Origin of the sequence: Nonomuraea sp. KM90 (assembly GCF_052246675.1) — a bacterium.
Classification (GTDB): Bacteria; Actinomycetota; Actinomycetes; order Streptosporangiales; family Streptosporangiaceae; genus Nonomuraea.
Genome location: NZ_JBQQCB010000097.1, coordinates 19,468 through 41,503 on the forward strand (window position 1 = coordinate 19,468; position 22,036 = coordinate 41,503).

Annotated in this window: 22 protein-coding genes, 1 tRNA gene, 2 pseudogenes and 1 riboswitch; of the genes and pseudogenes, 12 read left to right on the plus strand and 13 right to left on the minus strand. The window is 69.7% G+C overall.

The window, feature by feature from the left end; all coding sequences use genetic code 11:
- Positions 1-3: 3 nt before the first annotated feature.
- Positions 4-1,236 carry a hypothetical protein gene (locus ACTWPW_RS48095; RefSeq protein WP_443172744.1) on the minus strand — a complete coding sequence of 411 codons (1,233 nt, stop codon included), beginning with the start codon at positions 1,234-1,236 and terminating at the stop codon, positions 4-6.
- 449 nt (positions 1,237-1,685) lie between these two features.
- On the opposite strand from ACTWPW_RS48095, the gene ACTWPW_RS48100 reads away from it, so the two are divergent.
- Complete coding sequence (locus ACTWPW_RS48100; RefSeq protein ID WP_443172745.1) at positions 1,686-2,708, plus strand: DNA methyltransferase; 1,023 nt, start codon at positions 1,686-1,688, stop codon at positions 2,706-2,708.
- A 748-nt stretch (positions 2,709-3,456) separates the two neighbouring features.
- Positions 3,457-3,924, plus strand: a pseudogene (locus ACTWPW_RS48105) (recombinase family protein); the annotation flags it as partial.
- A 387-nt stretch (positions 3,925-4,311) separates the two neighbouring features.
- On the opposite strand, the gene ACTWPW_RS48110 reads toward ACTWPW_RS48105, so the two are convergent.
- Positions 4,312-4,614: a hypothetical protein gene (locus ACTWPW_RS48110; protein ID WP_443172746.1), complete on the minus strand. Its 303-nt coding sequence runs from the start codon at positions 4,612-4,614 to the stop codon at positions 4,312-4,314.
- Positions 4,615-4,736: 122 nt separating this feature from the next.
- Positions 4,737-4,808 (minus strand) — tRNA-Arg (locus ACTWPW_RS48115).
- A gap of 114 nt (positions 4,809-4,922) precedes the next feature.
- Here ACTWPW_RS48115 and ACTWPW_RS48120 point away from each other — a divergent pair.
- The 4 genes from ACTWPW_RS48120 (at position 4,923) to ACTWPW_RS48135 (ending at position 7,013) form a co-directional block, all read left to right on the plus strand.
- On the plus strand, positions 4,923-5,309 hold the full coding sequence (locus ACTWPW_RS48120; protein WP_375113046.1) for a response regulator transcription factor: 387 nt from the start codon (positions 4,923-4,925) through the stop codon (positions 5,307-5,309).
- A 178-nt stretch (positions 5,310-5,487) separates the two neighbouring features.
- Positions 5,488-6,156 carry an AIM24 family protein gene (locus ACTWPW_RS48125; RefSeq protein ID WP_375113047.1) on the plus strand — a complete coding sequence of 223 codons (669 nt, stop codon included), beginning with the start codon at positions 5,488-5,490 and terminating at the stop codon, positions 6,154-6,156.
- A 67-nt stretch (positions 6,157-6,223) separates the two neighbouring features.
- The gene (locus ACTWPW_RS48130; RefSeq protein ID WP_375113048.1) at positions 6,224-6,526 is read left to right on the plus strand and encodes an ArsR/SmtB family transcription factor; all 303 of its coding nucleotides are present in this window, start codon (positions 6,224-6,226) and stop codon (positions 6,524-6,526) included.
- Entirely contained in the window at positions 6,516-7,013 is a 498-nt protein-coding gene (locus tag ACTWPW_RS48135; protein ID WP_375113049.1) for a YbaK/prolyl-tRNA synthetase associated domain-containing protein, read from the plus strand. Before ACTWPW_RS48130 ends, ACTWPW_RS48135 begins: the two co-directional genes overlap by 11 nt.
- On the opposite strand, the gene ACTWPW_RS48140 is transcribed toward ACTWPW_RS48135, so the two are convergent.
- From ACTWPW_RS48140 to ACTWPW_RS48150, 3 genes and pseudogenes are all read right to left on the minus strand, one after another.
- A complete protein-coding gene (locus ACTWPW_RS48140; protein ID WP_443172747.1) occupies positions 6,997-8,106 on the minus strand; it encodes a cellulose binding domain-containing protein in 1,110 nt (369 codons plus the stop codon). The two genes, ACTWPW_RS48135 and ACTWPW_RS48140, sit on opposite strands and share 17 nt — an antisense overlap.
- Positions 8,107-8,141: 35 nt before the next feature.
- Positions 8,142-8,975: pseudogene (locus ACTWPW_RS48145) on the minus strand (universal stress protein).
- A gap of 12 nt (positions 8,976-8,987) precedes the next feature.
- On the minus strand, positions 8,988-9,338 hold the full coding sequence (locus tag ACTWPW_RS48150; protein WP_375113052.1) for a hypothetical protein: 351 nt from the start codon (positions 9,336-9,338) through the stop codon (positions 8,988-8,990).
- 90 nt (positions 9,339-9,428) lie between these two features.
- A riboswitch (TPP riboswitch) is annotated at positions 9,429-9,541 on the plus strand.
- Between ACTWPW_RS48150 and thiC the strand changes: the two genes are divergently transcribed.
- A complete protein-coding gene (thiC, locus tag ACTWPW_RS48155; protein WP_443172748.1) occupies positions 9,534-11,126 on the plus strand; it encodes a phosphomethylpyrimidine synthase ThiC in 1,593 nt (530 codons plus the stop codon). It overlaps the preceding riboswitch by 8 nt.
- On the opposite strand, the gene ACTWPW_RS48160 is transcribed toward thiC, so the two are convergent.
- From ACTWPW_RS48160 to ACTWPW_RS48180, 5 genes are read right to left on the minus strand one after another with little or no spacing between them, the layout of a single operon-like run.
- Positions 11,075-11,926, minus strand: a complete 852-nt coding sequence (locus tag ACTWPW_RS48160) for an SDR family oxidoreductase (RefSeq protein WP_375113054.1) — start codon at positions 11,924-11,926, stop codon at positions 11,075-11,077. The two genes, thiC and ACTWPW_RS48160, sit on opposite strands and share 52 nt — an antisense overlap.
- Positions 11,927-11,974: 48 nt before the next feature.
- Complete coding sequence (locus ACTWPW_RS48165) at positions 11,975-12,931, minus strand: glycine betaine ABC transporter substrate-binding protein (protein ID WP_443172749.1); 957 nt, start codon at positions 12,929-12,931, stop codon at positions 11,975-11,977.
- The gene (locus ACTWPW_RS48170) at positions 12,928-13,704 is read right to left on the minus strand and encodes an ABC transporter permease (protein WP_443172750.1); all 777 of its coding nucleotides are present in this window, start codon (positions 13,702-13,704) and stop codon (positions 12,928-12,930) included. Before ACTWPW_RS48170 ends, ACTWPW_RS48165 begins: the two co-directional genes overlap by 4 nt.
- Positions 13,701-14,876 (minus strand): ABC transporter ATP-binding protein, encoded by a 1,176-nt coding sequence (locus ACTWPW_RS48175; RefSeq protein WP_375113057.1) that lies wholly within the window; start codon positions 14,874-14,876, stop codon positions 13,701-13,703. Before ACTWPW_RS48175 ends, ACTWPW_RS48170 begins: the two co-directional genes overlap by 4 nt.
- Entirely contained in the window at positions 14,869-15,561 is a 693-nt protein-coding gene (locus tag ACTWPW_RS48180; protein ID WP_443172751.1) for an ABC transporter permease, read from the minus strand. The genes ACTWPW_RS48175 and ACTWPW_RS48180 overlap by 8 nt, the downstream gene beginning before the upstream one ends.
- An 87-nt stretch (positions 15,562-15,648) precedes the next feature.
- Between ACTWPW_RS48180 and ACTWPW_RS48185 the strand changes: the two genes are divergently transcribed.
- Positions 15,649-16,845, plus strand: a complete 1,197-nt coding sequence (locus ACTWPW_RS48185; protein WP_443172752.1) for a hypothetical protein — start codon at positions 15,649-15,651, stop codon at positions 16,843-16,845.
- 40 nt (positions 16,846-16,885) lie between these two features.
- On the opposite strand, the gene ACTWPW_RS48190 is transcribed toward ACTWPW_RS48185, so the two are convergent.
- A complete protein-coding gene (locus ACTWPW_RS48190; protein WP_443172753.1) occupies positions 16,886-17,713 on the minus strand; it encodes an SCO6745 family protein in 828 nt (275 codons plus the stop codon).
- Between the two features lie 153 nt (positions 17,714-17,866).
- Positions 17,867-18,652: an SDR family oxidoreductase gene (locus tag ACTWPW_RS48195; RefSeq protein WP_375113058.1), complete on the minus strand. Its 786-nt coding sequence runs from the start codon at positions 18,650-18,652 to the stop codon at positions 17,867-17,869.
- 119 nt (positions 18,653-18,771) lie between these two features.
- Here ACTWPW_RS48195 and ACTWPW_RS48200 point away from each other — a divergent pair, with 119 nt between their 5' ends.
- The 4 genes from ACTWPW_RS48200 to ACTWPW_RS48215 all read left to right on the plus strand — a co-directional run bounded on the left by ACTWPW_RS48200 (position 18,772) and on the right by ACTWPW_RS48215 (position 21,861).
- Entirely contained in the window at positions 18,772-19,152 is a 381-nt protein-coding gene (locus ACTWPW_RS48200) for a hypothetical protein (protein WP_443172754.1), read from the plus strand.
- An 18-nt stretch (positions 19,153-19,170) separates the two neighbouring features.
- On the plus strand, positions 19,171-20,574 hold the full coding sequence (locus ACTWPW_RS48205) for a sensor histidine kinase (protein WP_375113060.1): 1,404 nt from the start codon (positions 19,171-19,173) through the stop codon (positions 20,572-20,574).
- Positions 20,571-21,233 carry a response regulator transcription factor gene (locus tag ACTWPW_RS48210; RefSeq protein ID WP_375113061.1) on the plus strand — a complete coding sequence of 221 codons (663 nt, stop codon included), beginning with the start codon at positions 20,571-20,573 and terminating at the stop codon, positions 21,231-21,233. Before ACTWPW_RS48205 ends, ACTWPW_RS48210 begins: the two co-directional genes overlap by 4 nt.
- An 88-nt stretch (positions 21,234-21,321) precedes the next feature.
- Positions 21,322-21,861, plus strand: coding sequence for a DUF4956 domain-containing protein (locus tag ACTWPW_RS48215; protein ID WP_364120869.1), 540 nt, complete (start codon positions 21,322-21,324; stop codon positions 21,859-21,861).
- Positions 21,862-22,036: the final 175 nt, after the last annotated feature.

Here is a 22,036-nt window from a genome sequence, read left to right on the forward strand (position 1 = left end):
TGGTCACCCGCCGCCCACGATGCTCTTGAGCACGCTGACGAACAGCGGCGCCAGCACGGCAAGGCCGTAGCCGAAAGCCGCGGCCTTCAGCGCCGCCTTTGCCTTCTGGACCTCGCCCGGATCCCCGCCTGCCACGAGGTAGCGCAGACCGCCGATGGTCAGCATGAGAGTTGCCAGCGTGGCAAGCAGGCCGATGAGCCAGTTCCGCAGGTTGTCGAAGACCGCGTTGAGATCCTTCGGCGGAGCGGCATACCCGGTCGTCGCAGACTCGGCGAACGCTGCCGTCACAGCGACGGCAAGGAGGAAGGCAACTACTGCCCCCACCAGCAGACCGCAGAGGAAACGGTGCTGGCGACATCGCCGGAGCAAGATATGGATCCGCGCGGGGCCGGTGGGGCTGCCCCGGCCTCCCTTCGATTGGATGATGATGGGCTTGGGATCTGAGGTGATCCGGCCCCGCGCGGAAGCCTTGGGGGTGTCCTTCGTCCTACTCCGGAGAAAGGACGCGATTGCCGGAGATCGTGTGGGCTCGACCTCTCTTGTCAGAACGGCATCAGCCAAGATCGATTCACATTGCCGTCGCGGGCTTTTCGCCGTTTCCTGAACCGGAACGATGCCGTCGCTCAACGGTCCTAGCTGGTCGATCAGCGCATCGGCGGTGTCCATGCCGACCGCCTCGGCCAGGACGAGAACCGGGTCGGGCCACACCGGTGAGGCGCCCACGCGGGCGTGGCGCTGTATCGAGCCGGCGACGTCGGTCTCGGCCTTTTGGCGGGCCTGCTCGCCAGCGCACCTGGCGGTGGTGCATATACGCGGGAGGATGTCCGGCAGGTCGATGTTGATGTCCCGCACTGCTGCGATGAAGGCGCTCAGAACCGTGGCCTCGACGAAGGCGGGATTCCCTGCGACCCAGTAGAGGCACAGTCGTCCGCAGATGCGCCGCAAGGTCGGCAAAGCCATCCCGATCGTTCCTATGCGCCACTGCGGACCCTCCCAGCGGGCTCGGGTAACGAGCTCGCGCCAGACCGCGTCGCGTGTGGCGATGGGCACCGTGGGCGAAGCCAGGAGATCGCGAAGCTCCGTCAGCGAGATCTGACGCTGGGGCAACTCGGCGGAGAAAGTCCTGCCATCGAGGCTGAGCCCGGCGGGAGCGTTCGAGAGGAGTCGGAAGACGCGCTCGGCGAGTTCGAGCGGAGCGTGGCCGTTATCGGTTGCGTGGGGAAGATCAGTGCTCATCGAGTTGCTCCACGGCGAGAGGAATTTCGGACTCGCAACCGGTTTAGGAGCAACCTCTGGCAGCTCTCATGCAGCGATTTCTGATGGCCTTCGCCAAAGGCGGGGCATTTCCGTTCCGCCGGAGATCAACTTGTGTCGGCGAGTAGGCGATGGAGCTGCGCCAGAGGGTCGCCAAAGGTCCTTGTTCATCTGTGAATGCGCCCAACGACGGTTCACACACCGGCGTGGGCGTTGCGGATCTGAGGCCCGCCCCAACTGGCGATGACGACGCGAATCAACGCCGCATCACCGATTTTCAGCACCACCGATCAATCAGTTTCGGATGGCTCTAAGAAGGCCGAGCCTTTCCCGATCCCGCCGCGGCGGCTGCTATCGCCGGCCGTCGGAAGGCAGCCCATCACCTCCACCTGGGTATGCCGCAGCGGCAACGCCGACGAAAGGTCGGCGCGATGAGGCAGCCCTACTGGACCAACGGCCCCTCCACCCTCTACCTCGGCGACGCACGCGAAGTGCTCGCCGAACTCCCCGCCGGCTCCGTGGACTGCATCGTCACCAGCCCGCCGTACTACGGCCTTCGCGACTACGGAGTGGAGGGTCAGTACGGCCAAGAACCCACTCTGGCCGCCTATATCGAGACGCTCCAAAAAACCTTCTGCGAGGCGCGCAGGGTGCTGGCCGACGACGGGACGCTCTGGCTCAACCTCGGAGACTCCTACGCCGCCAACTCCGACGGATGGGCACGTGGCGCCGACTACAACCCACACCAACCGGTCGTGCGTCCCCGCTCCCGGCTGTCCGTGCCGCCGAAGAACTTGCTCGGCATGCCATGGCGCGTCGCCTTCGCCCTCCAGGAGGACGGCTGGATCCTGCGGAATGCCATCATCTGGCACAAGCCCAACGCGATGCCGCAGTCCGTCCTGGACAGAGTCTCAACCCGACACGAGATGATCTTCTTGATGGTCAAGCAGCAGCGTTACTGGTTCGACCTGGACGCCATCCGAGAGCCCCACAGCGAAGCCCGCTCCTCGACCCGTCGAACACGCTGCGGTGGCAAACCAGGGGGCAACGTCCGGACCTCCAGGCATCTCGACGGCAAGTACCAGGACGACCGAGATGCCTTCTGCGGCAAGCACTACGGCAATGCCATGCTCCCCACAGGGCGGAGACACGCGGTGGCACACCCCAACGGCAGGAACCCAGGGGACGTGTGGTCAATCTCAACGCGTCCGCTCAAGGCGGCACACTTCGCGGCATTCCCCATCGACATCCCGCTGCGGGCCATTGCCGCCGGCTGCCGTCCTGCCGGCACCGTCTGTGATCCGTTCGCAGGAGCGGCAACCACTGCGCTTGCCGCACGGCAACTCGACAGATCATTCATCGGGATCGAGATCAGCGAACCGTTCTGCGATCTGGCCCGTGCACGCATCGTCGCCGCCGCGGCCGAGTCGAGTCCAGAGGAGCCGGAAGGGTGACTCAGGGGCTACAAAGGGCCTGCTCAGGGCCTCCCGAACCGGCTTCTGCAGCGTACTGTTCAGGGTCTGGCCGACAGAGAAATCGTCGGCCGAGCGTGCGCATCGAGATCATCACCGTCAGCGGCGCTGAGGGCGACGAGATCGAGGCGCGCCAGCTCGCCGCTATCTGGGAGGTCCTGCATTGCCTGGTGGAGCGCCACAAAACGTGACCTTCCCCTGGGATGACGCCGATGGCGTCGCAGCCGTCCAGGCCTCCGGGATTCCTCTCTCGGTGGCCTGGCTCGGCCGCACCTCCACAGATGACCAGCAAGACCCCACCCTTTCGCTGCCCCGGCAACTCCGCTCCTCCCGTGACGCACTGCCGGAAGGATGCGTGATCGTCGCCCACTTCTATGACGTGGAGTCCGGGCGCATGGATCTCGCCGCGCGTGGACGCGGCCATGCACATGAGGCATTCGACATTCCGATCGCCCGCGACGGCAGCATTCGCGACCTTCTGGCGGAGGCGAAGCGACCTGATCGCCGTTTCGCCGCCGTGATCTGCGAGTCCGTCGAAAGAGTGGCTCGGCGCACGTACTTCGGAACGAAGATCGAGTACGAGCTGGAGCAGGCCGGCGTCATGCTCCTGGCCGCTGACGAACCGATGCCGCAGCTCGGCCGCCCTAAGGGCGGCCGCTCGCGCAAGCGCGCTACTCCGGTGCTGACCAGGCGCGTCAAGCAGGCTGTAGCCGAGTGGTACGTGCTCCAGATGCTGGAGCTGTCCTGGGACGCCTTCTGCGAGCACACCGAGCAAGGCTGGAACGTCGGCAAGGCCTGCTACGGCTACCGGGCCAAGAAGATCCCCCATCCGGTGGCCGCCAAGCGTGCGGAGGGCAAGAGCAAGAGCAGGCTTGTACCGCACCCTGTCGAAGGGCCGACGGTCACACACATCTTCCTGCTCCGCGCCGTCCACAAGCTGGGCTACGACGCCATCGCCGACAAACTCAACCTTGAGCCTGAGAAATATCCACCTCCGATGCCGGTGGATCCGAGACGTGCCCTGGGGCGTTGGAGCGGCTCCGCTGTTCGGGAGGTCCTCTCCAATCCCAAGTACACCGGCTACATGGTGTGGAATCGCCGCGCCACGAAGAAGGGCGGCAAGAACAACCCGATCAGCGAGTGGGTCTGGTCGCCCCGTCCCACGCATGAGCCGCTGGTGACCAAGGAACTCTTCCAGTCAGCCTCCACGATCGGCCGAGGCCGGCAAGGCTCGCGAACGGCTCCAGGCGCCAGCAGCCACCCCCAGACCAACCGCACGTACGAGCTCCGCTCGTATCTCATCTGCGACATCTGCGATAGGCGCATGCACGGCAAGAGCCGCAGGAACACCCAGTACTACGCGTGCGAGCCCGACATGCGTCACCACAAGGATCGTCGCGACTGGTACGCCAGCCACCCCAAGAGCCTGTGGGTTCGCGAAGATGATCTACTCGATCTGGTGCACGAATTCTTCGCCGTCCGCGTCTTCAGCGCCCCGTACATCGAGAGCCTGCGCCGACAACTCCCTAAGAAGCCCTCAGAAGGTCAAACCCGCGGTGACCTGCTCAAGAAGGAAATTCTTGACCTAGGCAAACGTCAGGACAACGTCCTGACTCAGATCGAAGAGCAACTCCCCAGCGGCGATGAGGAGATCGACCAGGACTTCCGCGAACGTCTTCAGCGCCGATACGCCGACCTCGCCCGCATCCGGAAGACGAAGCTCGAAGAGCTTAAGACCTTGGCCGCCAGCACTCCGCCAGATGAGGATACGGAGCTGCTCAACGAGCTCCCGCGACTCGCCGCTGACCTCAGCACTGTTGGCGAGGACCTGCAGCGCAAGCTCTTCGACGCGTTCAACCTCGAACTTCGCTACCGAGTGGACACCCACGAGGTGCTCATCCGCATCACTGTCAAGGAGGACAACTTGCCCGCGATCAAAGCTCTGACAAGCAAAATCGCCGACCCTCCCGGAGGAGGATCGGCGACCGATGATGTTTCCCTTGTTCTGCGTGCCCCCTGTAGGATTCGAACCTACGCACCCGGCTCCGGAGGCCGGTGCTCTATCCCCTGAGCTAAGGGGGCGACGAGTGATAAGGCTATCAGCATCCCGACACCACTCGGCACCAGATTAGAGCTCCTTGAACGCATCCAGCGAAAACCACCCGTGACCAGCCCGCTACAGGTAACTTTGCGCCCGTGGGTGAGGTTCTTGGGAAAGTACTGGTCGTGGATGACGACGAGGTCATCCGGCAGCTCATCGCGGTGAACCTGAACCTGGAGGGGTTCGAGGTGGTGACCGCCACGGATGGGCAGGACTGCCTCGATCGGGTGCTCGACGTCATGCCCGACGTCATCACGCTTGATGTGATGATGCCGTTCCTGGACGGGTGGACGACGGCGCAGAGGTTGCGGACGGAGGAGGCCACCAGTCACATCAAGGTGGTGCTCATCACGGCCAGGGCTCAGGACGACGACAAGATGCGGGGGCGGGGCATCGGGGTGGATGCCTATCTGACCAAGCCGTTCGATCCTGCTGAGTTGATTCAGGTTGTTCGGGATCTGGCGGCGGGTTCCCGGCCCTGAGCTGGTGGGTGCGTGCGTGGGTGGGGTGGGTGTTGAGGAGGCTCGGCGGGCTTGCGAGCGTCGCCGTGTTCGAGGGTGATGGCAGTCGGGCTGGCCGGGGCTGAGCGGGGGCTCGATCCGCGTGGGTGGGTTGTTCCGTACGCTGGCCGCATCACCTCTCTCCGAAAGGCTGGAAAACGTGCGCAGCTCGATCTTCGGCAACCTCGACCCCCAGCAACTGCCCCCCGGTTTCGCCCTGGAGAACGGGAAGATGCTCCGCGTCCAGTTGCCCCACGAGGTGCTGGCCAAGCAGGGGTCCATGGTCGCCTTCCAGGGGCAGATGGACTTCGACTACGAGGGCGCGGGCAGCCTCGGGAAGATGTTCAAGAAGGCCATGACGGGCGAGGGTGGCTCGCTCATGCGCGTACGCGGCCAGGGGCTGCTCTATCTCGCTGACAACGCCGACGACATCCACCTGTTCTACCTGGAGAACGAGGGCATCACGGTCAACGGGCGCAACCTGCTGGCCTTCCAGCCGCAGCTTTCCTGGGACATCCAGCGCGTGCAGGGTGCGGGGGTCGCGGCCGGCGGGCTGTTCAACACCACGGTCACCGGGACGGGGTGGGTGGCGGTGACCACGCATGGCACGCCGGTGCTGCTCGACGCGGCTCGCATGCCGACGTTCGCCGATGGTCAGTCGGCGGTCTGCTGGAGCGCGGGGCTGGAGGTCGGCGTCAACCGGACGATGAAGGTGGGGGCGTTGATCGGGCGGGGGAGCGGGGAGGCCATGCAACTGGCGTTCAGGGGGCAGGGGTTCGTGCTGGTGCAGGCCAGCGAGGGGGCTCCCGTGGTGACGGCCGCCAAGTGACCGCGGCTCCGGGCGACGGGTAGACGCGACGGTAGATAGGTAATTAGCTAATTGCCATAATGCCTTTGTGCTGGACGTCGACCTGGTCAAGGCGCTGGCCAATGACAAGAGGCTGCTGATCCTGGAGTGGCTGCGCGACCCCGAGCGGCACTTCCCGCCGCAGCGCGACGGCGATCTCGTACGCGACGGGGTCTGCTCGCTGTTCATCGCCGAGAAGCTCGGCGTGAGCCAGCCCACCTGCGGCGAGCATCTCAAGGTGCTGGCCAAGGCGGGGCTGATCCGCGGCCGCAAGATCAAGCAGTGGGTGTTCTACCAGCGCGACGAGGGCCGGATCGCCGCCGCGAAGGAGTTGTTGAGCAGTGACTGGTGAGCCGAACGCCGCCTACGAGCGCCTGATCGCCGACATGGACGCCGCCGGGGCGCGCTATCGGGTGATCGACCACGCGCCCGAGGGACGTACGGAGCTGGTCAGCGCGCTGCGCGGGCACGACGTCGCGCAGGCCGCCAAGTGCCTGATCGTGATGGTCAAGGTCGGCAAGAAGCAGACCCGGCACGTGCTGGCCGTCGTGCCCGGCGATGCCCGGCTCGACCTCCAGGCGGTCAAGGCGCTGCTCGACGGCACGTACGTGGCCTTCGCCGGCAAGGAGAAGGCCGAGGAGCTGGCCGGGAGCGTGAGCGGGACCGTGCTGCCCTTCAGCTACGACTCCCGGCTCGAGCTGGTCGCCGATCCCTCGCTGCTGGACCGGCCCGAGCTGTACTTCAACGCCGCCCGGCTCGACCGCTCCGTGGCGCTGGCGACCGACGACTACGTACGGCTGGCGGCGCCCCGGATGGCGGACATCACGCTGAGCAACTAGGCGTGGGGGCCGTGTTGGTGCCGTTCCAGGAGGCCAGGAAGCCGAACGCGGTGGAGGCCCCGGGCGCCAGCAGGCCGTTCCAGCCGGCGTTGCGTACCGTCACCGAGGAGCCGCTCGCGCTAAGCGTGCCGCCCCAGAGCTGGGTGACCCGCTGGCCGTCGGCGAACGTCCACGCCACCGTCCACGCGTTCATCGGCGTGGTGCCGGTGTTCTTGACGATGACCTCGCCCTGGAAGCCGCCCTGCCACTGACCGGTGTTGCTGTACGTGGCCGTGCAGCCGCCGGGCGGCGGCGGGGTCGTGGTGGTGGCGGTGGGCGTGGCGGTGCCGGACAGGGCCTCGACCAGGGGCGGGTACCACTTGTCGGACATCTTCTGGTCGCCCGCGGCGTTCGGGTGCACCCCGTCGTAGGTGTCGGTGGCCGTGCTGAAGCCCGTCCACTGGTCCACGACCGTGATCGGCGACTGTGCGGTGCTGGTGGCCGCGGCCCAGGCGGGGATGGCGTTGTTGAAGTTCACGGCCCGCTGGGCGCAGTCCGCGCAGGAGGACGGGTTCATCGGGATGATCTTGGCGACGAGGATCTTCATGCCGGGGTTGCTCGCCCGCATCTGGTTGACGAGCGTGGTGAACGAGCCGAGGATCGTCGCCGGCGCGATGTTGCTCCACACGTCGTTGGTGCCCAGGTGCATCAGCACGACGTCGGGCCGGGTGGCGGAGAGCCAGCCGGGCAGCAGGTTCTGGCCGGCGATGTTGGTGGCGAGGTAGCCGCCGTGGCCCTCGTTGTCGCCGTCGTGCGCGACCCCGCAGCCCTGGGGCGGGAGGGTGCCGACGAAGTCGACGTTCGTGTGGCCGGTGCTCTGGAGGCGGTTCCAGAGCAGGGCCCGCCAGCAGCCGGGGGATCCGGTGATCGAGTCGCCCAGGGGCATGATCCTGGTGGCGGCGGCGCCGGCCGATGCGGTGGTGGCGAACAACACCGCGGCGGCCAGGGCCAGCATCGCGGCCAGCGCGGCGCCGGTCTTGGGCATCGTCTGCTCCCGTCGTAGCCTGCGCAGATCGTAGGAGCGCGGGCTCGCGGCGGAAAGGGAGACGATCATCGCGGGGGCGTGACCTGGGGCGACGCATGTAACTTTCAGGCGCGGACCACGGCCAGGGGGCAGGGGGCGTGGTGGAGCAGGGCCTGGCTGATCGAGCCGATGAGCATGCCCGCGAGCTGGCCGTGCCCGCGCGAGCCGACCACGAGCAGGTCGGCGCCGGAAGCGGCCTCCTTGAGCACCTACATGGGGTGCCCGTGGACGACCTCCGCCACCACGTCCACCCCGGGATGCCGCTCCCGGTGCGCGGTCAGCGACTCCTTCAACCTCCGCAGCGTGTCCTGCTCGCTCTCGCGGTCGGCCGGCTCGAAGCCGCTCACGTGCGGCCAGGCCCACGCCTGTACGGCGTGCAGCCGGGCGCCGCGCAGCTCGGCCTCGTGGAAGGCGAACTCCAGTGCCCGCCCGGCGCCGGGCGAGCCGTCGGTCCCGGCCACGATCTCGCCGCGCGGGGTGTCGGGGCGCCCGTGGATCAGTACGACGTTCGTACGCGCGTGCGCGGACACCCCGTACGCGACCGACCCGACCAGCAACCCCCGGACGCCGCCGATCCCGCGGCTGCCGACGACCAGCAGCTCGGCCCCCTCGGACGCCTTGACCAGCGCGGAGCGGGGATCGCCGGGCAGCAGGACGCCCTCCACCCGCACCTGCGGCCACTCCCGGCGGGCCCGCTCCTCCGCCGAGGTGAGCACCGTGTTCGCGCCGTCGCGCATCCACCGGGCCACCTCGGCGTAGCGGACGGCGCCCTGCTCGCACACCCACTTCGGCACGGCGTGCGCGACGGTCAGCGGCGCCTGGCGCAGCTCAGCCTCGGCCGCGGCCCAGCCGGCCGCCTCAAGGCCGGTGCGGGAGCCGTCCACCCCTACGATGATCACGTCCCAGCCCCCTCAGGACAGCGCGTAGCATTCCACCTCGGCGCGGCGGAACGGCAGCCCCTGGGCCTCCGAGTCACGGACGCACGCGCGTTCGGACCTGCTGAGCCGCAGCGTGCCGCAGACGGTCACGCCGGAGTAGGACCGGCAGTCGAGGCTTCTGTCGGTTCTGCCGACGCGGTACATCTCTCTGACCGCGGCCCGGCATTTCGCCTTCCCGGTGTCGGCGTAGCGGCACTGGGCGATCAGGGTGTCGTACTGTTCCTGGCTTACTTCGTGCTGATCGATGCCGTCCCCGGCGGCGGCGGTGGCGCCGGACGCGGCCATCACGACGAGTAGTCCTGCGACAGCGGCGATTCTCTTCATGTTTCCCCTGATGGGGAGCCTACCGCCGAGGGCGCTCGTCAAACCTCGCCGCGCGGGTTTCGGCCGGGGGCACATCTGGGTACGATCTTCGCCGTCCAACGCGGGAGCCCGGTGGAGACCGGGCTGAGAGGACGGCTGACAGCCGCCGACCGCCAGAACCTGCTCCGGGTAATGCCGGCGAAGGGAGTTTGCGCGATGACTGACGCGCGCTTCACCAAGATCTACCGCGGCGACCTGCGCGTGCCGATGCGCGAGGTGCGGCTGTCCGACGGCTCGGCGGTGACGCTGTACGACACCTCGGGCCCGTACACCGACCCGTCCTTCCGGCCCGACCTCCGGCAGGGGCTGCCCCGCCTGCGCGAGGGGTGGATCCGCGAGCGTGGGGCGGCGGGCGAGCCGGTCACGCAGGTCGCCTGCGCCCGGCGCGGGCTGGTGACCAGGGAGATGGAGTTCGTGGCCGTGCGCGAGGGCGTCACCCCCGAGTTCGTCCGGCAGGAGGTCGCGGCGGGCCGGGCCATCATCCCCGCGAACGTCAACCACCCCGAGTCCGAGCCGATGATCATCGGCCGCAACTTCCTGGTGAAGATCAACGCCAACATCGGCAACTCCGCCGTGACCTCCTCCATCGAGGAGGAGGTCGAGAAGATGACCTGGGCCACGCGCTGGGGCGCCGACACGATCATGGACCTGTCCACCGGCGACGACATCCACGAGACCCGCGAGTGGATCCTGCGCAACTCGCCCGTCCCGGTCGGCACCGTGCCCATCTACCAGGCGCTGGAGAAGGTCAAGGGCCGGCCGGAGGCGCTGTCGTGGGAGGTCTACCGCGACACGCTGGTCGAGCAGTGCGAGCAGGGCGTCGACTACGTGACCGTGCACGCGGGGGTGCGGCTGGAGTTCGTGCCGCTCACCGCCCGCCGCAAGACCGGGATCGTCTCGCGCGGGGGCTCGATCATGGCCGCCTGGTGCCTGGCGCACCACCGCGAGAGCTTCCTGTACGAGAACTTTGCCGAGATGTGCGAAATCCTGGCCCGCTACGACGTGTCGTTCTCGCTCGGCGACGGGCTCAGGCCCGGCTCGATCGCCGACGCCAACGACGAGGCCCAGTTCGCCGAGCTGCGCACGCTGGGGGAGCTGACCGCGATCGCGCGTGAGCACGACGTCCAGGTGATGATCGAGGGCCCCGGGCACGTGCCCATGCACAAGATCAAGGAGAACGTGGACCTGCAGCGCGAGCTCTGCGACGACGCTCCGTTCTACACGCTGGGCCCGCTGGTGACGGACATCGCCCCCGGATACGACCACATCACCTCGGGCATCGGGGCCGCCATGATCGGCTGGTTCGGCACCGCCATGCTCTGCTACGTCACCCCCAAGGAGCACCTCGGCCTGCCGGACAAGGACGACGTCAAGACCGGCGTGATCACGTACAAGATCGCCGCCCACGCCGCCGACCTGGCCAAGGGGCACCCGCAGGCGCAGGCGTGGGACGACGCGCTGTCGGACGCGCGGTTCGAGTTCCGCTGGGAGGACCAGTTCGACCTCTCGCTCGACCCCGACACGGCGCGGTCCTTCCACGACGAGACGCTGCCCGCCGCACCTGCCAAGACCGCGCACTTCTGCTCGATGTGCGGGCCCAAGTTCTGCTCGATGCGGATCAGCCACGACATCCGGGAGGCGGGCTTCGCGGAGAAGTCGGCCGAGTTCCGGCAGCGCGGCGGCACCGTCTACGTCGATCAGCCCGGCAGGGTCTCCCCGCCGACGGGGGCCAGCACCTCGCCGGTGTAGTACGACGACATGCGCCCGGAGGCGAAGAACACGTACGAGGGGGCGATCTCGTCCGGGTCGGCCGGCCGGCCCATCGGCACGTGCTCGCCGAACTTGCCCACCTTCTCCTCGGGCATCGTGGCCGGGATCAGCGGCGTCCACACCGGCCCCGGCGCCACGGCGTTGACCCGGATGCCGCGCTCGACCAGGTTCTGGGCCATGGAGTAGGTGAAGGCGTTGATGGCGCCCTTCGTGGCGGCGTAGTCGATGAGCGACTTGTTGCCGCGCAGGCCGTTGATCGAGGAGGTGTTGACGATCGCGGAGCCCTCCCGCAGGTGCGGGAGGGCCGCCTTGGTGACGCGGTAGTAGCTGTGGATGTTGACCGCGAACGTGCGCTCCCACTGCTCGTCGGTCAGCTCCTCCAGACCGCTCACCGGCGCCTGGTAGGCGACGTTGTTCACCAGCACGTCCAGGCCGCCCAGCTCGGCGACGGCCTGCTCGACGACCGACGCGCAGTGGGCGCTGTCGGCCAGGTCGCCGGGCAGCAGCACGCAGCGCCGGCCGGTCTCCTCGACCAGCTTGCGGGTGTGGGCGGCGTCCTCGTGCTCGCTCAGGTACGCGATCGCGACGTCCGCCCCCTCCTTGGCGAAGGCCACGGCGACCGCCCGGCCGATGCCCGAGTCGCCGCCGGTGATGAGGGCCTTCCTGCCGCTCAGCAGGTCACGGCCCACGTAGTCGCGCATCTCGTCACGCGGCTCCGGCGCCATCTCGCCGGTGCGACCCGGGTACGGCTGGGTCTGGGGTGGTGGTGTTTCCGACATGAACAGCGGCCTGCCCGTGTTCGGGTATGGCTAACGCCAGCGGATCGCCTACTTCACGAAGCCCTGTGACCTCAGCCAGTCGCGGGCCACCAGCACCGGCACGTCGCCGTCCACGTCGACCTTGGCGTTGAGGTCGCGCATCACGTCGTCGGTCAGCCGGGCGCTGATGGGAGCGAAGATGCGCGCGATCTCCGGGTGCGCGTCGGCCAGCTCGCGCCGCAGGGTCACGGCCGCGTTGTACTGGGGGAAGAAGCGCCTGTCGTCCTCCAGCAGGACCAGGTCGAGGGCCTTGACGCGGCCGTCGGTCGTGGTGACCATGCCCATGGCGCACTGGCCGCGGGCGACGGAGTCGTACAGGACGCCGACCGAGACCCGCCGCACGTTCCCCCTGGGGACGTCCTTGCCGTACTCCAGGCCGTAGCCTCTCAGCATGCCGAGGAAGCCGTCGTCCCGGCCGAAGGTCTCGTGGTCGACGCAGTACGTCCGCTGGTCCACGGGGATCCTGGTCATGTCCGAGATCTTCGTCAGGCCCCATCGGCCGGCCGTGGCGCGCGTGACGCCGATCGAGTAGCTGTTGTTCAGCGGGGCCGGGGGCAGCCAGACGATGCCGTTCCTGCGCAGGTCGAGGTCGCGTACGGCCTCGAACTGCCGCTCCGCCCCCGGCACCGGGTCGGCCTGGCCGAGGTAGGTGATCCAGCCGGTGCCGGTGTACTCCCACATCAGGTCGGCGTCGCCACGCGTCAGCGAGGCGCGGGCGTTCACGCTGCCCTGGACGTTCGTCTGGTCGGCCACGTCCGCCCCGGCGGCGGTGAGGGCGAGCACCGCGATCTTGCCGAGCACCAGCTGCTCGGTGAACTCCTTGGACGTCACCCGCACCGTCGTGCCCTGGAGCGAGGGCACCGGGCGGATGCTGCCCGGCTCGACCGGCGGCACGAACGACGACGCGGGCCGCAGCCCGCACGCGGCGACGGTGAGCAGGAACAGCACGGCCGTGAGAGCCCTCACGACAGCCCCTTCGGCGCGAGGAGCCGCTGCGCGAGCCCGCCCAGCCAGTCGATGAGCAGCGCCAGCACCGCCATCAGCACGCACCCGGTTACCAGGACCAGGTTGCGCTGGGTGCTCACACCCGCGGTGATCAGGTCGCCGAGCCCGCCCGCGCCGATGAACGCCGCGACGCCCGCCGTGCCCACGTTCAGCACAAGCGTGGTCCGTACGCCCGACATGATGACCGGCGCCGCCATCGGCAGCTCCACCCGGAACAGCACCCCCGCCGCCGACATGCCGATGCCCCGGCCGGCGTCGACCAGCCGCGGGTCCACCTGCTCGATCCCCACCATCGTGTTGCGCAGCGTCGGCAGCAGCCCGTACGCGAACAGCGCCGCCACCGCCGTCCAGAACCCGATCCGGAACAGCACCGCCAGCAGCACGACCAGCCCCACCGACGGGATGGCCTGACCCAGGTTCACCAGCGACAGCACGATCGGCGTCACCCGGCGCAGCCCGCGCCGGGTGAGCAGCACGCCCAGCGGCAGCGCCACCGCCAGCACCAGCACGGTCGAGTAGAACACCAGCTGGACGTGCTCCCACGTGCGCCGGAGGATGAACGGCAGGCCGAGCGAGCCGCGCTCGATGCTGTCGAGCGGCACGACCTGCGTGCAGGCCACCATCGCGACGCCCACGGCCAGATAGCACAGCGGGGGCAGGAACGCGTGCCACGACCGGCCGATCCGGGGCTCCGGCGTCGCCGCCTCCTTGGCGGCCGCGCTCTCGATGGTCACGTGGCATCGCCTCGCCGCAGGCGGCGCTCGCGCTCGTGGGCCTTGATCGACTGGATCGCGCTCTGCACCGTGCCCAGCGACAGCGCCCCCGCGTACGCCTGCCGCCTGCCCACCACCGGCACGATGTCGGTGTCGGCGTTGAGCAGCGCCTCCAGGGCGTCCTGCAGCGTCATCCGGTGCCCGATGGAGGCGGTGACGGGGTCGCCGACCGTGCCCACCCGGCCGATGCGCCCATGGAGGTCGGCCAGGGCGATCCACCTGAGCGGGCGGCGCATCCCGTCGGTGATCAGCGCGTAACCGCGGCCGTCGCGCTCGACCTCGTGGAGCAGCTCGTGCGCGTCGGCGTCCTCGGAGGCGTACGGAACCTGGTCCAGCTCGATGTCGCCCACCTTGGTCAGGCGCAGCAGGCGCATGGAGGAGCCGGCGCCCAGGAACTGCTCGACGTACTCGCTCGCCGGGTTCGTGAGGATCTCGGCCGGTCTGGCGTACTGCACGACGTGCCCGGGGCGCTCCATGATCGCGATGTGGTCGCCGATCTTGAGGGCTTCGTCCACGTCGTGGGTGACGAAGACGATCGTCTTGGCCAGGTCGTCCTGGAGGCGGAGGAGCTCGTCCTGGAGGCGTTCGCGGCTGATGGGGTCGAGGGCGCCGAACGGCTCGTCCATGAGCAGCACGGGAGGGTCGGCGGCCAGCGCCCTGGCCACGCCGACGCGCTGCTGCTGCCCGCCGGAGAGGCGGCGCGGGAAGCTGTCGCGGAACGTGTCCGGCTCCAGGCCCACCAGCGTGAGCAGCTCGTCGACGCGCCCGGCGATCCGCCGCTTGTCCCAGCCGAGCATCCTGGGCACCTGGGCGATGTTGGCGGCCACGGTCATGTGGGGGAACAGGCCGGCCTGCTGGATGACGTACCCGATGTGCCGCCGCAGCCGGTCGGGGTCGATGTCCCGGGAGTTCTGGCCGCCGATGAGGATGTCGCCCGAGGTGGGCTCGATCAAGCGGTTGATCATGCGCATGGTCGTGGTCTTGCCGCACCCGGAGGGGCCGAGCAGGACCACGATCTCGCCTGCCGGGATGTGCAGGTCCAGCTCCTGTACGGCCGGGGCCTCACCCCCGGGGAACGCCTTGGTCACCTTCCGCAGCTCGATCGGCACGCCGCCGGTGGGCCGGTCAGCCACGCGCGCCTCCCGCGGCCGGACGTTCCCGTGTGGTCGTGAGCCGTCCGAGCAGCACGAAGCAGGCGTCGAAGGCGAGCGCGAGGATCGCCACCCCGATCGTCCCGGTCAGTGTGGAGTTGACGGCGTTCGCCCCGCCGAGCCGGGCCAGCCCGGAGAAGATCTGCTCGCCCAGGCCGGGGCCGGAGACGTACGCGGCGACGGCGGCGATGCCCATGGAGAGCTGCGTGGCGACGCGGATGCCTGTGAGGATCACCGGCCAGGCCAGCGGCAGCTCGACCCTGGCCAGCGCCCGGCGGCGGCTCATGCCGAGGCCGCGGGCGGCGTCCACCAGCATGGGGTCGACGCTCTGGAGGCCGACGACGGTGTTGCGGACGATCGGGAGCAGCGCGTACAGCACGATGGCGGTCACACTAGGCGCCACGCCGAGCCCGAGCAGGGGGATGAGCAGCCCCAGCATGGCCAGCGACGGGATCGTGAACAGGACCCCCGCGCTCGCCGTCGCCAGGTTCGCCACTTTCGGGCGGCGGTAGGTGAGCACGCCCGCGAGCACGCCGATCAGTGCCGCCACCAGGACGCATTGGGCGACCATGGCGGCGTGCTGGACCGCCTCGAAGACGATGAGATCCCACCTGTCCTCGATGTACTCCCACAGGCTCATCAGCTTGGTACGTAACCGGTGCCTCATGCCTCAAACGGCTCGTCAGTGGTTCTTGATCGTTTGTCGTGGCGGACCCCTACAGTTCTTTCCACAACGACGTCGGAGGAGCCGAGAATGACCGCCTGGCACGAGATCCGCCGCCTCATCCACGCGGGTGACGCCGACGACCTCATCGACCGGCTGGTCACCTTGAGCCCCGCCGACCGCGGATCTGTGGCCGCGGAGCTCCGCGGCCACCTCCCCGTCCTGCGCGCCCGGGCCGAGTCCGGGCGGGCGTCGCTGTGGAACGAGGACGGCTGGGAGGAGCTGCCGCTCGAGCCCTGGGAGCAGTGGGCCGAGCTGACGCGCCTGGCGGGGGCGGGCACGCTGGGCACGGCCGCCGCCGTGGCCGCCTGGGTGACCCGCCGCGACCTCCTGACCGAGCATCGTCACCTGCCGGCCGCCGGCTTCGGGGACCCGGCGCCGATGGTGCGCCTCCTCGGCCACCGGCCCGCCGCCTGGCAGGCGGACCTCGCCGTCCGCCTGGCCGGCAGGCTCCGGGGCCCGCGGGATCCCGGGGCCCCGCTCGCCCTCGCGCTGCTCCGCCACACGGCCGTCGCCCCGCCCCCGCACGATCCGCTGGTGGTGGCGTGGGTCTCCGGCGGAGTCGCCGCCTCGTCCGATCCCCTCATGCCCGCCCTGGTGCCCCGCCTCTTCGAGGCCGAGGGGGTCGGGCGCGCGCTGCGGCACGAGCGCGCGGCTCCGCCCACGGGCTGGCTGAAGCTGCTCGGGGGCCTTGACCGGGAGGAGATCCTCGACGGTTGCGTCCGCCGCTTCCTGCGCGGCGGCACGGCGCAGGACCTGCGTTTCTTCGCGCGCCTGCACGAGCTGCTCGCGCCGACCGCCGCCGAGGTGGGGCGCCGCCGCCGCGACTACGTGCGGCTCCTGCCCGTGGTGCCGGGCCCGGTGGCCGACCTCGCCCTCCACCACCTCCGCAGCCTCGGTGCCCACGATCCCGCCGAGGTCACGGAGGCGCTCGAAGGGCTGCTGTTCAGGGCCGAGACCAAGCTGGTGCGCGCCGGTCTCACGTGGTTCGACGAGACGGTACGCGAGTCGCCGGCGCTCGCGGACGACCTGGCACCGGCCCTGGTGCTGGCGTTCGGCCACGAGTCGTACCCCGTCCAGGGCAGGGCCGCGCAACTCGCGCTCAAACACCGCGGGCGCTTCGGCGCGGCCGGAGCCGAGCGGATCAGGGCCGCGCTCAAGACCCTGCCCCCGGCTCTCGAGGCCCGCCTCGGCCCGGCGTTCGCCGGGGTCGCTCCGATCGGCTGACGAAGCCCGCCTCGTCCCGGCGTTCCCGGGGTCGCGCCGGTCAGCTCAGGCCGAGCAGGCCCGCGTCGACGACCCGGCGGCCGAAGGGACGGGCCAGCTCGGCGAGGCGTTCGCAGCCCTCCTCGCCCAGCGCCTCGTACGCCGGCATCGCCAGGGCGTCCGTGCGGTCCTCGATGTGCCGGCGCAGGGCCTGGCCCGCCTCGGTGAGGGTGTCGCCGTCCAGGAGGCCGCGCTCGCGGAGGCCGGCTTCCGTGGCCGCCCAGTCCTCCTCGGGCCAGGCGCGGCTGATCTTGAGGAAGGGGGTGGGGACGGTGCCGGAGGCGGCGTGCAGGACGAGGGCCTCGAGGCCGGTCAGGCCCTCGGCGAGGAGCATGGCCACGTGGCCGTCGCCGCGGAACTCGCGCAGCAGGGTCTGGGCGTGCCACAGCTGCATGAGCGGCTCGTCCGGCCAGGGGAGGGTGGCGTGGGCGGCGAAGAGGGGGCGGCCCTGGGGGTGCAGGCAGGCCGCTTCGGCGGCGCGGCGGGCCAGGGCGAGGGTCTGGTCGAGGTCGGGGAGCTCGTGCAGGCCCGCCCGGCGCAAGGCTTCCTCGGCCGCTTCGTAGCGGGCCTGGAGGACCTGCTCCGGGGTGACGATGGTCCAGGCGTCATGGAGTGACTGGCGTACGAGGGTCGGGCAGAAGTTGTAGAACGTGGCGATGACCAGCTCGGCGGAGGCGCGGCCGAAGGGGGCGCTGCGGGAGGTGAAATATCCGGACATGCCGGTTAGGCCGAGCTTGGTGTAGCGGCTGGAAGCCTCCGGGACGAAATAGATCATGCCGTGCACGGGCTCCAGGCGGCGCCAGGCCCGGCGGGCCGCTGCTGTGTTCATGACCTCATGCCTCCGTCAGCGATGTTCATGGCTTGGGACCTCCGATGGGGGACGTTCATGGCCTCGGGCCTCCGGCCGGGATGTTCGCGACCTCGGGCCTCCGGCTGGGGCGGGTCACGGCCTCAGGTCTCCGGCTGGGGGCTGGTCACGGCCTCAGGTCTCCGACAGGGAGTCGACGAATTGCGACATCCCGGCCAGCCACCGGTCGGGGTCCTCGGCCTTGCGGCGGGCGAACTCCGCGACCTCCGGGTGCGGGAGGATGTGGAAACGCTCCGCGGCCAGGCCCTCGACGGCCGCCGTCGCCACGTCCGCCGGGTCCAGGATCGCCCCCGAGGCGTGCACCGCCCTGGCGGTCACGTGGTCGGCGTCGATGCCGCGTTCGAGCATCGCCGTACGCACGCCCTGCGGGCACAGGACGCTGACCTTGATGCCCTTGGAGGCGTAGTGGATGGCCAGCCACTCGGCGAACGCGACCGCCGCCGCCTTCGTCACCGCGTACGGCGCGTCGCCGGGGCAGCCGATCAGACCGGCGGCCGAGCAGGTGTTGAGGAGGTAGCCGCCGCCCCGGGCGACCATGGAGGGGACGACGGCGCGGGCGGCGTACACGTGGGCCATGAGATTCACCGCGTACAGGCTGTTCCACTCCTGGTCGGGGGCGTCCAGGCCGTGACCGCCGATGATGCCGGCGTTGGAGCAGAACAGGTCGACCGGGCCGTACGGGGTGTCGGCGAGGGCGGCCACCTCCGCCTCCACGGAGACGTCCACGCGTACGGGGGTCGCCCGGGCGCCGATCTCCTTGGCCACCGCGGCGGCGCCCGCCTCGTCGAGGTCGGCGACGACCACACCGGCCGCCCCCTCCGCGGCGAACCTGAGGGCCAGCGCGCGGCCGATCCCGCTCGCCCCGCCCGTGACGACGACGACCTTGTCCCGTACTCGCATGAGCGCTCCTCCCGGGCCGCATATAGAACAAGATTCTACTGTGGTGCGGTGCACTTAGATGAGAGGTTTCTCATCTGGGCCTCAGCGTGGTCTCCTCGAAGGGCGTCAGGGTCGAGCTCATGAAACATCGGGGAACGATGATCCTCCTCGCCCTGGGGGTGGCAGTGGCGGGCGTCATGTCGATGGGGCTGGTGCGGGCGGCGGGTCAGAATCCTGATCTGGGCGAGCCCGTGGTGGTCTCGCCGTCACCGTCACCGTCACCGTCGTCCCCGGCCTCGGCCGTGCCCTCCCGGCGGGCCGGGGAGCCGACGTCCAAGGCCGGTTCGCCGACCGGGAGCGCGGGCGCCGAGCCCGGCGGCAGCGCGGAGCCGGGCGCGAGCGAGCGGCCCACGGCACGCAGGTCCAAGGCCGAGCCGGTCGAGCCGCCTTCTCCCAGACCGGGTGGCGGCGGCGACGATGACGACGATGATGGTGGTGGCGACGATGACGGCGACGACTGATGGGGAGGCCAGATGCGGGTGAGCGCCCGAGCCCGGATCGTGGGCTGGATGCTCGCCGTCGTCGGCCTCGCCCTGTCAGTCGCGATCTTCGCGACCTGGACCATCCTGCTCGCCCGGCTCGACGATCGCATGACGGCCGAGCTGGGCAACGAGGTCCAGAAGCTCCGCAACTACGCCGGCTCCGCGCTCGACCCGAAGACCGGGGGCACGGTGACCGGCGTCCAGGAGCTGCTGACGAAATACCTGGTGCTCAACGCTCCCGATCAGCGGGAGACCTTCTTCAGCATCATCGACGGGAGGGCGGACAAGGTCCCCTTCAAGCTGCCGCCGGTCCGCCTCGACACCGACGAGGAGCTGGTCGGGCGGATGGCCACGGCGACCCGGGTCATCCGCGACGAGATGGAGACCACCCAGGGAACGGTCCAATACGCGGTGATCCCGGTCTCCGTGGCCGGCGACACCCGCCGCGGGCATTTCGTCGTGGCCATCTTCTACGACCAGCACCGCGACGAGATCGTGGACGCGGTGCGGGTGCTCGGGCTGTCCGCGCTGGCGGCGATGGGCCTGGCGGGGGTGGCCGGATGGCTCGTGGCGGGGCAGGTGCTGGCGCCGGTCCGGCTGGTCCGGCAGACCGCCGAGCAGATCAGTGACTCCTCCGACCTGACCCGCCGGCTCGACGTGCCGGGCGACGACGACGTGGCCGCGCTCGCGGGGACGTTCAACCACATGCTCGACCGGCTCGAGCAGGCCTTCGTCGTGCAGCGGCACTTCATGGACGACGCCGGGCACGAGCTCCGCACGCCGATCACCGTCATCCGGGGTCACCTGGAGCTCATGGGCGACGACCCCGACGACCGCGCCGAGACCCTCGCCCTGGTCACCGACGAGCTGGAGCGGATGAACCGCATCGTCGACGACCTGCTCACCCTCGCCAAGGCCGAGCAGCCGGGGTTCCTGGCGCTGGACCACGTCGAGCTGGCCGACCTCACGGTCAGCGTGGTGGCCAAGGCCCGGGCGCTCGGCGAGCGCCGGTGGCGGGTCGACGAGGTGGCCGAGGCGCGCCTGCCGGCCGACCGGCACCGGCTCACGCAGGCGCTCATGCAGCTCGTGGCCAACGCCGTGCGCCACACCGCCGACGACGACCTGATCGCCGTCGGCTCCGCCGTTCGCGACGGGCGCGTCGAGCTGTGGGTGCGCGACAGCGGTCCCGGCGTCGCGCCGGCGGAGCGCGAGCGGATCTTCGGACGGTTCGTCCGCGGCGCCGGCCGCACCGGCGCCCACGACGGCGCCGGCCTGGGGTTGGCCATTGTCAGATCCATCGCCCAAGCTCATGGAGGCAACGTGAAAGTGACCGAGGCCCCGGGCGGCGGGGCGTGTTTTGTCATGTCTCTTCCGCTGTGGGAGCTGTGGAGGCTGCATTGAACCGGATTCTGATCGCCGAGGACGAAGCCAGGATCGCTTCCTTCGTGGAGAAGGGGCTGCGGGCCAACGGCTTCGTGACAGCCGTCGTGGGCGACGGGGTGGCGGCCTACGACCTGGCCAGCGCGGGCGGGTTCGATCTGCTCATCCTGGACATCGGGTTGCCGTTGAGCGACGGGTTCACGGTGTTGCGGCGGCTGCGGGGCGCCATGGTGAGCATTCCTGTGATCATCTTGACCGCGCGTGACAGCGTGACCGACACGGTGGCCGGGCTGGAGGGCGGGGCCGACGACTACATCGCCAAGCCCTTCGCCTTCGAGGAGCTCCTGGCCCGGGTGCGGTTGCGCTTGCGGGCCGAGCGTACGCCCGAGGTGACGGTGCTGCGAGTGTCCGATTTGTCGCTTGATCTGCGCACCCGGCGGGTTTACGTGGGAGAGCGGGCGGTCGACCTGTCCACCAGGGAGTTCGCGCTCGCGGAGATCTTCTGCCGCCATCCTGACCAGGTGCTGACCCGGGAGCAGCTGCTCAGCCACGTGTGGGGGTTCGACTTCGACCCCGGCTCCAACGTGGTGGACGTCTACGTGCGCTACCTGCGACGCAAGATCGGGGCAGACCGGATCGAGACCGTCCGGGGCACGGGCTACCGGATGAGAGTCGCCTAATCATCAGCTCACCGCCGCTTCACCGTGCCCCGCCAAGCTGTTCATCAAGGCACCGACGGAAGGAGCGGTCTTGGTAGCCGGGCTTGTGATGGACCTCGTGGCGATCATCGTCCTCGCCTACGGTCTCTACTATCGGCGGCATCATCGGCGCGACCTGCTGTTCGCCTACGTCGCGCTGAACGTGGGCATCTTCGCGGTCGTGTCGCTGCTGCTGGTCCAGCGGGTCGACATCGCCGTCGGGTTCGGGCTGTTCGGCGTGCTCTCCATCATCCGGCTCCGGTCGAGCGAGATCACGCAGCAGGAGATCGCCTACTACTTCATCGCGATCGTGCTGGGCCTGGTCAACGGCATCGCCGGATCGTGGCCGCTGACCGCCCTCCTGCTGAACGGGGTGCTGCTGGTGGTGATGTACATCGCCGACCATCCCGGGCTGCTCGGCCGCACGCGCCATCAGGTGGTGACGCTGGATGTCGTACACGCCGATCCGGAGCTGCTGCGGGTGGATCTCGAGAGCCGGCTGCGGGCGCGGGTGCTGCACTGCGTGGTCACCCAGGTCGACTACGTACGCGACGTGACGGTCGTGGACGTCCGCTACGTGGCCCCGAACCCGAGGGTGGGCGTGCGGTGACGCGCGGCCGCTGGGTGGGGGTGCGTTCGGTGGGGGCTTGCCGGATGAATCTGATGAAGAGGGTGGTAGCCGTGGAGGCAGGGGTCGCAACGGTGTGCCGGGCGGGGCGGGGGTCGAAGGCGGCCCGGATGGAGCGAGGGTTGAGGGCCGGTCGGGTGAAGCGGGGGTCGAGGGC

What these genes read in the sequence shown, in the direction of transcription:
- thiC (WP_443172748.1), top strand. Translation starts at nt 9,534, where the DNA reads ATGACTGACGCGCGCTTCACCAAGATCTACCGCGGCGACCTGCGCGTG.
- ACTWPW_RS48180 (WP_443172751.1), bottom strand. Translation starts at nt 15,561, where the DNA reads ATGAGGCACCGGTTACGTACCAAGCTGATGAGCCTGTGGGAGTACATC.
- ACTWPW_RS48100 (WP_443172745.1), top strand. Translation starts at nt 1,686, where the DNA reads ATGAGGCAGCCCTACTGGACCAACGGCCCCTCCACCCTCTACCTCGGC.
- ACTWPW_RS48190 (WP_443172753.1), bottom strand. Translation starts at nt 17,713, where the DNA reads ATGAACACAGCAGCGGCCCGCCGGGCCTGGCGCCGCCTGGAGCCCGTG.
- ACTWPW_RS48195 (WP_375113058.1), bottom strand. Translation starts at nt 18,652, where the DNA reads ATGCGAGTACGGGACAAGGTCGTCGTCGTCACGGGCGGGGCGAGCGGG.
- ACTWPW_RS48160 (WP_375113054.1), bottom strand. Translation starts at nt 11,926, where the DNA reads ATGTCGGAAACACCACCACCCCAGACCCAGCCGTACCCGGGTCGCACC.
- ACTWPW_RS48215 (WP_364120869.1), top strand. Translation starts at nt 21,322, where the DNA reads ATGGACCTCGTGGCGATCATCGTCCTCGCCTACGGTCTCTACTATCGG.
- ACTWPW_RS48140 (WP_443172747.1), bottom strand. Translation starts at nt 8,106, where the DNA reads ATGATCGTCTCCCTTTCCGCCGCGAGCCCGCGCTCCTACGATCTGCGC.
- ACTWPW_RS48185 (WP_443172752.1), top strand. Translation starts at nt 15,649, where the DNA reads ATGACCGCCTGGCACGAGATCCGCCGCCTCATCCACGCGGGTGACGCC.
- ACTWPW_RS48150 (WP_375113052.1), bottom strand. Translation starts at nt 9,338, where the DNA reads ATGAAGAGAATCGCCGCTGTCGCAGGACTACTCGTCGTGATGGCCGCG.
- ACTWPW_RS48095 (WP_443172744.1), bottom strand. Translation starts at nt 1,236, where the DNA reads ATGAGCACTGATCTTCCCCACGCAACCGATAACGGCCACGCTCCGCTC.
- ACTWPW_RS48200 (WP_443172754.1), top strand. Translation starts at nt 18,772, where the DNA reads ATGAAACATCGGGGAACGATGATCCTCCTCGCCCTGGGGGTGGCAGTG.